The organism is uncultured Cytophaga sp. (assembly GCF_937863595.1).
Taxonomy (GTDB): domain Bacteria; phylum Bacteroidota; class Bacteroidia; order Cytophagales; family Cytophagaceae; genus Cytophaga.
On sequence record NZ_CALMGQ010000127.1, the window covers coordinates 1 to 12,512 of the forward strand.

7 protein-coding genes and 1 pseudogene are annotated in these 12,512 nt (G+C 37.4%); 1 reads left to right on the forward strand and 7 read right to left on the reverse strand.

All coding sequences use genetic code 11. The features are described 5' to 3' along the window. Positions 1-300: 300 nt before the first annotated feature. Positions 301-867: a HupE/UreJ family protein gene (locus tag Q0543_RS11020; RefSeq protein WP_299252702.1), complete on the reverse strand. Its 567-nt coding sequence runs from the start codon at positions 865-867 to the stop codon at positions 301-303. A 54-nt stretch (positions 868-921) separates the two neighbouring features. After that, the gene (locus Q0543_RS11025) at positions 922-1,425 is read right to left on the reverse strand and encodes a T9SS type A sorting domain-containing protein (RefSeq protein WP_299252704.1); all 504 of its coding nucleotides are present in this window, start codon (positions 1,423-1,425) and stop codon (positions 922-924) included. Here Q0543_RS11025 and Q0543_RS11030 point away from each other — a divergent pair. Beyond that, entirely contained in the window at positions 1,409-1,588 is a 180-nt protein-coding gene (locus tag Q0543_RS11030) for a hypothetical protein (protein ID WP_299252706.1), read from the forward strand. The genes Q0543_RS11025 and Q0543_RS11030 overlap by 17 nt on opposite strands. Here Q0543_RS11030 and Q0543_RS11035 read toward each other — a convergent pair. The 5 genes and pseudogenes from Q0543_RS11035 to Q0543_RS11055 form a co-directional block, all read right to left on the reverse strand. After that, positions 1,513-2,373, reverse strand: a pseudogene (locus Q0543_RS11035) (pectate lyase); the annotation flags it as partial. The gene Q0543_RS11030 and the pseudogene Q0543_RS11035 overlap by 76 nt on opposite strands. Next, positions 2,374-5,004 (reverse strand): GDSL-type esterase/lipase family protein, encoded by a 2,631-nt coding sequence (locus tag Q0543_RS11040; protein ID WP_299252708.1) that lies wholly within the window; start codon positions 5,002-5,004, stop codon positions 2,374-2,376. Between the two features lie 299 nt (positions 5,005-5,303). Beyond that, complete coding sequence (locus Q0543_RS11045) at positions 5,304-10,286, reverse strand: glycoside hydrolase family 43 C-terminal domain-containing protein (protein WP_299252710.1); 4,983 nt, start codon at positions 10,284-10,286, stop codon at positions 5,304-5,306. Between the two features lie 206 nt (positions 10,287-10,492). Further along, positions 10,493-11,041, reverse strand: coding sequence for a DUF6702 family protein (locus Q0543_RS11050; RefSeq protein WP_299252713.1), 549 nt, complete (start codon positions 11,039-11,041; stop codon positions 10,493-10,495). A gap of 271 nt (positions 11,042-11,312) precedes the next feature. Continuing rightward, the coding region (locus Q0543_RS11055; RefSeq protein WP_299252716.1) for a T9SS type A sorting domain-containing protein at positions 11,313-12,512 on the reverse strand (1,200 nt) is incomplete at its 5' end.

Here is a 12,512-nt window from a genome sequence, read left to right on the forward strand (position 1 = left end):
GGCAAGAACAAAATCACATGGACTGAGGGAGAGGGTGGCCACATGCTTTTCAACAAGGACAGGAGGTTTCCCTACTGGCTGGTTTGAAGCCTAAACTCCTACTGGATGTAGTTTGGAGTATATGCTATTCAAATCATTATCATTAGCTATTTTTTTAAAAAATTATTAGTGGAGCTTGATGGGGAATTCTCTATTCATATTTTATACAATAGAGGTAGAAATGTCAATTTCTGTCAGGTGTATAAAATATTGAATGGCTTTTAAAAATTGGATATAAATGATGGTATTGGATTAACTATTTCAAATGCGCTCAATTAATAAAATAATAGCTGCAGATGCACCAGCTCCTGAAAAGAAAATTTTCCAATTGTTTTGTTCAATAGTCTTCCAATTATTAAGTAGCGCATAGCTCATAAAAAACACCAACACGATGCAAATTTGTCCAATCTCTAAACCTATGTTGAAGCTTGCTAATTCTATTAAAATAGTGTCATTCATAGAAATTGCAGAAAAGAAATTGGAAAATCCCATGCCATGTATGCAACCAAAAAATAGTGCCAATAAATAATGAAGTAGTTGCTGATTTTTTGTAGGTGTATAAATTAAGTTGGAAATACTTGTGATAAGAATAGTTACAGGTATTAATATTTCAATGAGGTAAGGACTAAATACAATTATTTTTAAAGCAGACAGCAAGAGCGTAATGGAGTGACCAATTGTGAAAGCAGTTATTAAAACGAGAACTCTTTTCCATTCTGATATTGAATAGATACAACAAAGAGTCAAAATAAAAAGAATGTGATCGAATCCTTTTATGTCCGAAATATGTTCAAAGCCTAAGAGTAAATATGTTGTAAATTCCTGCATCTGATTTTAATTGCTGTTTTATATTTTATACAATATCGGAAATAGAATGGTATTTTATTTTTTTATGATTTTAGTTACCACTATTCCATTTTCTGTTTGAATGATAACGGAATACAATCCAGAAGCTAAGTTTTCACCTAAGGTTATTTCCTGTGTATCCAGGTTGTTGAATGTTTGAACCAATGCAACCGAAGCATTGAATATTGTTATGGATTGAATGTTTCCTAGGTTTTCTAAACGTATACTTGTATTTACATCAAATGGTTGTGGTATTACTTTAATATCTGCACTTGTACCATTCACCGTTGCTGTTGATACACATGCTGTATTGCCAGTTGTTCCACCTACACAGATACTGCAATTATCAAAGAAGGCCGTTCCATTTGGAATGTTTGCGCAATCTAAACAAGAAGCTTCGGTGTTTCCACAACCGCAATTTCCAGGTTCACCTTTGTTAGCATCAGTTGGGCAGGTATCTCCAGCTGTTGAAACATATCCTTGAGGTTGCGTGCAAGAAAGTAGCATTGCATTTGTATCTCCTTTGCCATCGTTATCCATATCTGCATACCATGCAATGGTATTGGTAACACTGATTTGCGTTGCAGTTGATACAGCTTTGCACCCATTGTTATTTGTTACTTCAACGGTATATGTACCTGCATCTGTAACACTTAATGTGGAGGCTGTTCCTACAGGTGTTGTACCTTTAAACCATTTGTAAGTAGAGCTTGAACTTGAGGTTAATACAACTGTATTTCCAACACAGATAGAAGTAGTAGGTGTGGTGATGGTTGGAGTAGCAGCCGCCGTTACATTTATTTGTGTTGTCGCAGATACAGCTTTGCATCCATTGTTATTTGTTGCTTCAACGGTATATGCACCTGCATCTGTAACAGTTAAAGTTGAGGCCGTTCCTACAGGTGTTGTACCTTTAAACCATTTGTAAGTAGAGCCTAAACTTGAATTTAATACAACTGAACCACCAGTACAGATAGAAGTAGAAGTTGTGGTGATGGTCGGAGTAGTAGCCGTCGTTACATTTATTTGTGTTGTCGCAGATACAGCTTTGCACCCATTGTTATTTGTTACTTCAACGGTATATGTACCTGCATCTGTAACACTTAATGTGGAGGCTGTTCCTACAGGTGTTGTACCTTTAAACCATTTGTAAGTAGAGCCTAAACTTGAAGTTAATACAGCTGAACCACCAGTACAGAAGGAAGTAGTCGGAGCAGTAATCGTAATAGTAGGCGCAGCAGTAAGTATTGTAATTACAGGAGCAGATGTTACTTTACATCCAATAACTGATGTTGCATCTACGATGTAGCTTCCTGTAGTGGAAGTTGTATATATTGCAGAAGTACCAACTTGTGTCGCATTGTTTTTCCAAATATAACTAGCACCGGAACTAGAAGTTAATGTTAAATTATTACCCGGACAAAAAGTTGTAGCCCCGCTTAAGCTTACTAAACTATTTGAAACATTAAGAGTGCCTGTACTACCTATTTAGGTTGGGTAGTTTGCATTTTTGAAAGCACCACTAAGAATGTTTTCCGTGCCGAATACAGCAACGTTTACATTTAAATTTTGATCCAGATCAACGCCAGCAGTATTCGCAAGCATCAACGAATAAATACTTGCACCAGCTACTTCAATATCGAGTCTTGCTTCATTCAGAATCTGTACTCCGCATACCCCCAATCCTGTAGCAGATCGTACTTGTAGTTTGCCTTCTGTTACAATCCAATTTCCTTTGAAACTGGTTGCTGTACTGTTGATGCGTAAAATACCAACACTTGTTTTTGTAAGAGTTGCATTTCCTGTGATGGTACCATTGAGCGTAAATACGGTAGCAGGAACAGATCCCGCCATAATGGTTGATGGTTGTTCTACAGTAATGTCGGAAGTGAGTGCAAGTTCAGGCGAACTCGTGAAAACTTTCAGTGTTCCTCCCTGCATGTTTATTTTATTGACTGTTGAATTTGCAGTTACCAATCTCAGTATGCCATTTGTTTCTACATATACAGGAGCCGCATGCGTAAGCGCATTTATTTGAACTTCACCTGTACGAATGATTACCGTATCAATAGCCGTTGGTACAGCTTTGGGAGTCCAGCTGTTTGTGTTTGTCCATGCAATATTACCACTGTTGTCGTATGTGTAAATATATTTTTTTGGAGCCGCCGCAGCTGTGAGTATAATTGCTGGTGATGTTAGAGAACACATTGCAGAAATCGTTACCGTATACGAACCAGCGGAGTTGGCAGTATAGGAAGATGCTGTAGCTCCACTGATAGCAATATCATCCTTTTTCCATTGATAGGTATATCCGGTTCCGGTGGAAGCATTTAGAAGAATAGAACCTGTATACGGAATAAGGGTTCCAGAAGCAGAGGTGATCGCAGCTGTTGGTTTGGGTACTTGTAAAACAAAGCTACTTGTTGCTTTACATCCGTTTGCATCGGTATAGGTTGATGTATAGGTTCCCGCGTTGGCTGTTGTAATAGTTGTTAGTACAGGATTACGTAGGGTAGATGTGAAATTATTCGGACCTGTCCAGCTCCATCCTGCAGCAATGTTGGGCTGCGGACCTAAATTAACGGTGCTTGCTTCACAAACGGAAGCAGTTGCAGTTGTTAACCATGTACCCGCATCAATTTTTGCATATTGAGTAATAAGGGGTAGGGGATTTACGGTAAGTGCTTTAGCAAGAGAAGTTGCTTTGCAACCTGCCGAATTTATTACTTCAACAGTGTATGAACCTGCCGTTGTTGCCTTGTAAGTTGAAGCTGTTCCAACTTGCGTTGTGCCGCTAAACCATTTATAAGAAGAGCCTGGATTTGCTGTTAATTCAATCGAACCTCCTGCACAGAATGTAGTCGGAGTGGTTGTCGTAATCGATGCAACACAAGCGGTTGCTCCTTTGTACATGGCAGTATAAGATGTGGCAGAAGTTCCCGATGTTACTGTTGTAAGAACCGCTGTGGATAGTTGTCCACCAGCAGCATTGTTCCAATTTTGAAAAGTGTTTGCTGTCTTTGGTATTGTTTTAAGGGTGATAGTTAAGCCTTGTGGATAGCTTGTGGTGTGGGTGGTAACAATATCTGCACCCACAGGATTTACTGCAACCGCTATTTGGTATTCTGGTTTTAAAAAAGGAATAAGCTTTTTAACATTGGGGTCTGCACTCAAATCTCTAATTCCTTGCGCAACCAATTTAGCCATTTCTATTGCACCCATTTCTTGAAAATGAACATTATCGGCATTCCCATTTTTATAATTTGGATATTCTCCTATTTCATAATTATTATATAAAAGTCTGGTTGCATAGGTTTCTCCAACAGATTCTAATAATACTTTTGCTTTCGCATCTAAATCAATTAATGGTACACCTAAATTTTTTGCTGTTGTTCTTGTCGCCACGGGATGGTCGTGATACGCATCGTAAACCGTTCCATCGGTATTCCATGCATTTCTTCTGAGTGTTGCAACCAATACAGGGAAGGCACCTTTAGCTTTTGTTTCATTCACATATTTGGTAAGATAACCTTCAAATTCGCCACCTATTGGCGTGTATCGTGCAGGGTCTGCATTGTTTCGATCATTGATACCAAATTGTATAAATACAAAATCTCCTGCTTGTAATTCATCTCGTACAGCGGGCCAAAATGAATTGTAAAAACTTTTTGAACTTGTTCCTCCAACAGCCCTGTTTAATACGGTTACACTTGCAGCATTAAAAAATATGGGAAGTACTTGTCCCCATCCTTTTCTAGGATAATAACCCGATGCATAATCCTGTACGGTTGAATCTCCAATTGTAAATACACGTATAATTGCTCCGGAATTTGTTAATCCAATGATGGTTTGTTTTTCAATTACATCGCCATCAAAATTCGTCATTTCAAGTTTGTAAATTCCAGGACTTGTTATTTCCAGTTCTTGAGATGTTGCGTCATTAATTTTTATATTATTCAGATACCATTGATATTTAGTTCCTTCTGAAGCAAATAAGCTATGTGATTTAATTTTAATTTCATGTGTTGGATCCTTTTCTCTATGAGACCAATTGTTTGCTTTTGCATTAAAAAGGAATAAGCAAAAAATACCTATGAAAATATATTTCAACTTAGACATAAGATTTAATCGTAGTGCAGAACTTAAATGAATGATTGAAATAAGCAAATTGAAAATAATGCTTTTACAGTGCGAGAGAATGGAAAATTCTTTCATAATTGCTATTTAGGTAATGAAATTAGTTTCGTCTAGTTTAAAGACTAAAAAGTCCGCCAAAAGTAACCAGTATTGGGATATAATTATCTAAAAAATATTTTTAATGATTGAATTCGTGCGTTTTGACGCTGCCAGTTAATAATTAATCTATCGTCGATAAAATGGCTTGAACATTTTATCGACGATAGATTTTAGAGAGATTTTTATTTTTTTACAATCTTGGTTGTGTATATGTCATTTTCGGTAGTGATAATAACAGTGTAAAGTCCTGAAGCAAGTTCTTCCCCAAGTGTGATTTTTTCTGTGTTTAATCCTTGTCTAGTTTCAACAAGTGCACCTGATGCACTGATAATAGTGAATGATTGTATCAATCCTAAATTATCAATTGAAATGGTTGTGTTTGCATCAAACGGTTGTGGTATTACGCTGATTTTTGCATTTGTACCGTTAACCGTAGCAGTAGAAATGCAGGCTGTATTGCCTGTTGTTCCTTCTACACAGATGTTACAGTTATCGTATACAGCTGTTCCATTTGGAATTCCTGCACAATCCAAGCAAGATGCTTCGGTGTTTCCGCAACCACAATTTCCATTTGTTGTTTTATTTGCATCAACTGGACAAGCATCGCCTGCTATAGAAACATATCCTTGAGGTTGCGTACAAGAAAGGAGCATTGCATTTGCATCTCCTTTACCATCATTGTCTGTATCTGCATACCATGTTATGGTATTGGAAACACTGATTTGCGTTGGAGTTGATACTGCTTCACAGCCATTGGTATTTGTCACTTCAACGGTATAAGTACCTGCATCCGTAACGTTTAATGTTGACATTGTTCCTACAGGAATAGTGCCTTTAAACCATTTGTATGTATTAGCTGTGCTTGATGTTAATACTAGGGTATTGCCTGCACATATAGAAGTAGAAGCAGCGGATATGGTTGGAGTAGCAGTAGTCGTTCTATTTATTTGCGTTGGAGTTGATACTGCTTTACAGCCAGTGATATTTGTTACTTCAACGGTATACGCACCAGCATCCGTAACATTTAATGTTGACGCTGTTCCTACAGGACTTGTACTTTTAAACCATTTGTACGTATTTGCTGTGCTTGCAGTTAATATTACTGAACCACCCGCACAGAACGCAGTATTAGGTGAAGTGATAGTTGCCGTTGGTAATGCCGAAACTTGAATGGTAAAAGTGCTCGTTGCTTTACATCCATTTGCATCAGTATAGGTAGTTGTATAGTTTCCCGAATTGTCAACAAGTATATTTGTAAGTACAGGGTTACGCAGTACGGAAGTGAAATTGTTCGGTCCTGTCCAAACCCATCCTTTAGCACTGCTTGGTTGCGGGCCTAAATTTATTGTACTTCCTTGACAAGTAGCAACAGTTGTAATACTGTTCCATGTGTCTGCATTAACTTGAATATAGGGCGTTATAATAGGTAGTGCATTTGCAGATATTTGTGTTGTAGTTGAAGTAGCTTTACAGCCTGTTGCATTTGTAACTTCTACCGTATATTCACCTGCCGTTTTAGCGGTATAGGTTGCAGAGGTTCCAACTTGAGTTGTTCCATTAAACCATTTATATGCAGAACCAGTACTTGCTGTAAGTATAACTGATTCACCTGCACAGAAAGAAGTAGCAGGTGCTATTATGCTTGCCGTCGGATCAACACTCATTGTTGTTTCAACCGGAGCTGATGTTACTTTACATCCTACAGCATTTATTGCGTTTACAGTGTAGTTGCCTGTTGTTGATGTTGTGTAGGTTGCAACTATACCTACTTGTGTCGTATTGTTTTTCCAAATATAACTTGCACCTGAAGAGGAGGTTAATGTTAAACTGTTACCAGTACACAATGCTGTTGAACCGCTCAAACTTATTAAGCTGTTAGATACATTTAAAGATCCAGTACTTGCTATATATGCAGGCATGTTTGCATTGGTATACGTTCCTGTAAGTTTATTGTCAGGACCGAATACGGCAACGTTTACATTTAAGTTTTGATCTAAATCAACACCGGCTGTATTTGCAACCACTAATGAATAAACGCTTGCACCTGCTACTTCAATATCAAGCCTTGCTGTGCCTTCTACTTTCACACCACAGATACCCAAACCGCTAGCTGAACGTAATTGTAATTTGCCATCTGTAACAATCCAGTTTCCTTTAAAACCACTTGCAGTACTGTTGATGCGCAGATTACCTACACTTGTTTTAGTAAGGTTTGCATTTCCAGTGATGGTTCCATTTAATGTAAATACAGTAGCTGCAATAGATCCTGCCATAATTGTAGATGGTTGTTCAACGGTAATGTTTGATGTGAGCATCATTCCTGCTGCACTAGTATAGGCTTTTAATGTTCCACCTTGCAGATGCATATTATCAACCAATGATGTGTCAATAAGTCGTATGATTCCATTTGATTCTACATACAAGGGGGCAGTATGATTTAAATTTCCAATCTGTACTTCACCCGTACGAATGATTACGGTATCAATTGTTGTTGGTATGGCTTTGGGAGTCCAGCTGTTGGTATTGCTCCATGCATAATTTCCACTGTTGTCGTAATTGTAAATGTATTTTTTTGCAATAATGGGTAGGGGGGCAATTGTAGTAGATTTTTCAACAATAAAAAAATCTTGCATACTCTGCTCTCCCGTAAAACCAATAGATAGATTTGTCGTTGGTGCATTTGTTTGTACAACTTTGTAATTATATGTTTTTCCATCTCTTGCAAATATGACTATCTTATAGGTTATGGTAGAGCCTATTCGGGTGATTTGGCAATCAATATTAGCACCAGAAATTATTGAAAGAAAAGTATTTGTGGTGTAATCATTACTAAATGTTAAATTTCCTAATGGTGTCAAGGCAACTCCGTCGGAACGTATGAGCATGGTGTTGTTTCCAGAAAGTACACGAAGAATATAATTATCCCAATCATTTACACTTTTGGGGTTATGATAATTATTGAAATTATATCTTAAATCAAAATTGCCGCTTACAGTAGTTGTTTTACCTAGGTTAGAATTGAACGGAACGGTATATGTACCATCTTCATTTGTTGTACCAACAACTTCACGTGCACCAATTGTTGCTACGGAAATTTTCTTTACATCCAGATAACAGCTTTCACCTCCTAAATATACATCTACTTGACTTGTTGGAGAGTTTTTTGACGTGCAGGTATAAACGAGTACATCATTTGCATAAGCAAAAATGTTTATACTCGTGCCTATTCTGGATACCTTTAGTGTTACCTTTTTATTTTTGTATACCTCTTTGAATTGTGCCCAGTCCCAGGTATATGCATGATCTACCGTAGTGCCTGTGAATGTTCCAACAGAAAATGCATCTGCTCTCAAATACCAGGTCTCTGCAGGTGTTCTGATAGCAAGCGCCCAGTTGTGCCAGTTTTCTGCAGCTAAGGTATTGTTGTTAAATGTATATTCTATTTCAAAATCACCACTTACTGTTTGCTTATTGAAATTTGCATAGTCGCCATACGACAATGAATATTGTTGATTGCCAATTAAAAGTGCTTGGTTGCCATAATTGGTTGTGTTGATTGTAGCAGTGTTTGTTCTTTTATATCCCCAAAGACATTTTTCATTTGCGGAATTCATTCCTGTGAATGCAATTGTCTTTGTAGAAATACCGTCCATGAGTTGTTCGCATACTGCTGCTTCAAATGTACCCGCATTGGTGGTGAGTGTAAGATATTGTTTGCCGGCAGAAAAACTATAAGCCCATGTTCCTGTATACGCACCGGTTAATGTACCGTCTGCATTTACGTACATTTCTGCTTCTACATTCGATTTTAAATTTGCATAGTCAACTGTATTGTGGGTGATTATATTATAGCGTCCGGCAATTTCTACTTTGCTATGTTCCAACTTTGATAAGCCAAAGTTTTTTCGATACTCAAATGGCGCAGCCAATGGCCATCCGTTTTTATTGAAAAATAATTGGTGCACTTCTACATTGTGCCAAGCAGTACCATTGTCAAATTTTGTGTGATATACTAAATATGCTGAACCGTCTTCATCTGTCAATACAGAGTTATGGCCTTGAGCCACATCTGCCATACTCCACCAGTTGTACTTATAATTTTGCATAATGGGCATTCCGTACTGCGTATTGTTTCCATAGTTCAATACATATTTTGAAAAAACAGCATTATCACCAGTTACGTCTGTATATTCCCCGCCGATAGTACTTGCGCGAAATACGCGCATGGTGTAACCACCATCTGGTGAATAGAAGCCCATGGATATAAACATATAATAATAACCAGTGCCATTCGCATCTTTTATGTAGCGAATATATGATCCTTCGCCAGATACATAATAACCGCCCGCTATATGAATGCCCATGTATGGGTCATAACGCAAACGGGCACCATTCCAAACGGGCGCAGTGCCAAATCCATAATCGTATGAATAATCTCGAAGCCCTGTTTGTTCGCTTAATTTTAACAAGAAAATCCCTCCCGACCATGAGCCATAGCTCATCCAAAGTTTTCCTGATTGATCATAAGAAACTGCTGGATCAATAGAGCTTACTGCATACGTGTTATCCCATGCTCCAGCATTATCTAAATACCTAGTGTCAACGTTGGATGTGCCTGTTACTTTTGCATAATCTGCACGACCAACACTTGTAGTACTATTGGTGAAGCCACCATAGGCAACAACCCCAACGCGTTCATAATTTCCTTCAATTTTACTTGAAGTAAACATAATGATGGATGATTTAAATGCATTTCCAGATAAAGAAAAATAAAGGGTCCATTTACCTAATGCTTTGTTGTAGATAATATCGGGAGCCCAAAGATTTCCAAGCACATCCTTTGAAGTTGTAAGTCCTGCATAATCAGCTTCACTTTTAATCAAATTGTAATAGTTGGTTGTTGCTACACCATTGATAGAAAACGTAGGAGTGAAGGCCGTCCAGTTGATCATATCCGTTGAATAGGCTGCACCGAGTTGTGTTCCAAAAACATAATAATATTTCGTGCGTGTAGCGCCGGCGTCGTTTGTTGGATAAGTGTTTCCGCTTGCATCTTTATATGCAATTGTTATCGATGGATCATGTACAGGAACTGTAGCCCCTTCAACGGACTGTGTTATATATAGACAAATACCTAATAGTATATATATGACTTTTTTTGTCATTTGTGAGTTGTTTATAAAGTGTCTCATAAGAAGAATAAAAAACAATACGGTCTTTTTTGATTTTGAATCTATTGTGTTAATTTTTAATACAATAGATTTTTTAAAATGTAATTCTATTTTATTTTTTATTCTTCTTAATGCATTTGTTGTTTCAGATTCGAATTGTTATGTATAAATAAAGTCCTTTCTATAAAATTCACCGTTGTTTATTTTATAGAAAGGACTTTAAAAATGGTATTATTTTTTAAGTCCTTAGTTGTGTACGTACCTTTTGTGTGTTCATTTTCTGCTGTAGAAACATTGACAATATTCTTTTGGTCTGGAAGTGTACGCAGGATTAATGCATTTTTAATTGTTATATACTGAATAGGATTATTATCTATTAACTTATATTTTATTGTGCGTACAATCATCGCATTATGTGAAAAAATCGTATTTTTTAACCATTCCATGGCGAACAAATAAGGTATTAATTGATCTTTATTAATAGCGATCGAAAAACTGTTGTTAGCATATTTTTTTACGGGTACGATTATATTTGAATCAAAAGGTTTTTTTACATAATCATTGAACCCCAATTCCGGATTCATTGCTAGTGTAGTATGTGTTAGATATTCAGTTGATATTTTCATTTTAACATGTATCTCATTATTTTCTTTTACGATTTCTGTTAATGAAATATTGTCGATCTCATGTGCAGAAATACTTCCTACACAGAAAATGAATATAAATGAGTATACAATATGACGGATCATCTTAAACTGCTTATGAATTATTGGAAGAGAAATTCTTTAATAATTGTAACATACGTTGAATGTTTGTTTTGTCTAATTTAAAGACAAAAAAATACTAAAAAAGTAACGGTTCTTTTGTTTTTTTTTAGTTGTATGATACTTATTTGTTTGTGTTTTTTGTATTTTAGTTGAAAGGTTACGTGTAGTGTGGCCCTAAATAATTAAAGGCTTTGTCTGTAAAACGTATGGTATGTTTTATAGACAAAGCCTTTTAAAAAATGCTTTATTCAATTTATTTTTTTACAATCTTGGTTGTATATACACCTGTTTCAGTTTGAATAATGACGGAGTACAATCCAGCCGCCAGCGATTCACCGATTGCTACTTCATTTGTATTTAATCCGTTGACTGTTTCAGCGAATGCACCGTTTGCACTGATGATTGTTATGGATTGTATGTTACCATAATTTTCCAATGAAATAGTAGTGTTCACATCAAAAGGCTGCGGCGTAACTTTTATATTATATAAAGAACCATTAATGGTTGCTGTAGATACACAAGCTGTTTTTTTAGTTGTGCCACCCGTACAGATGTTACAGTTGTCGATTTCTGCAGTTCCGTTTGGTATGCCAGCACAATCCAGACATTCAGTTTCATTTTTGTTACAACCACAATTACCCGCGTTGATTTTGTTTGGATCGGTCGGACAAGCATCGTTCGCAGTTGCAACATACCCCGAAGGTTTAGTGCAAGCAGTTTGAGAAGCAGAAGCATCACCTGCGCCATCACCATCTGAATCTAAATACCAAATGGTTGTTGCACCTGGATTTGGATCTAGTGGAGCACAATCGATTGTATCAGGAATGCCATCGTTATCATCGTCACTATCTGTACAGTCAGGTGTACCATCGTTGTCTGTATCTGTTTCTAGATTGCCACATCCACATGCGCCAGCAACAGTTTTGTTTGGATCAGTCGGGCAAGCATCACCAGCTACAGAAACATATCCTGTTGGTTGCGTACATGCAGATTTAGAAACAGCAGGATCACCTTTGCCGTCCTTGTCAGTATCGGCATACCAAACAGTTCCGTTAGATGTCGTTATTTGAGTAGTCGCTGAAGTACCTTTACATCCATTGGCGTTTGTTACTTCTACTGTATATGCACCAGCCGTGTTCGCTGTATAGCTGGCTGTTGTAGCAACTTGATTTATACCGTTAAACCATTTGTGCGACGAGCCAGCACTTGCTGTTAATAGTACCGAACCGCCTGCACAGAATTCCGTGTTAGGCGAAGTGATCGTTGCCGTTGGCGTAGCTGCTAATGTTATTTGAGTGCTAGCTGAAGTAGCTTTGCAACCCGCTGCGTTTGTTACTTCTACTGTATATGACCCAGCCGTGTTCGCTATATAGCTAGCCGTAGTCGCAACCTGATTTGTACCGTTAAACCATTTGTGCGACGAGCCAGCACTTGCTGTTAATAGTACCGAACC

Excerpts from the sequence above, each read along its gene's own strand:
- Q0543_RS11020 (WP_299252702.1), bottom strand. The coding sequence starts at position 867 with ATGCAGGAATTTACAACATATTTACTCTTAGGCTTTGAACATATTTCG.
- Q0543_RS11025 (WP_299252704.1), bottom strand. The coding sequence starts at position 1,425 with ATGGATAACGATGGCAAAGGAGATACAAATGCAATGCTACTTTCTTGC.
- Q0543_RS11040 (WP_299252708.1), bottom strand. The coding sequence starts at position 5,004 with ATGTCTAAGTTGAAATATATTTTCATAGGTATTTTTTGCTTATTCCTT.
- Q0543_RS11045 (WP_299252710.1), bottom strand. The coding sequence starts at position 10,286 with ATGACAAAAAAAGTCATATATATACTATTAGGTATTTGTCTATATATA.
- Q0543_RS11050 (WP_299252713.1), bottom strand. The coding sequence starts at position 11,041 with ATGATCCGTCATATTGTATACTCATTTATATTCATTTTCTGTGTAGGA.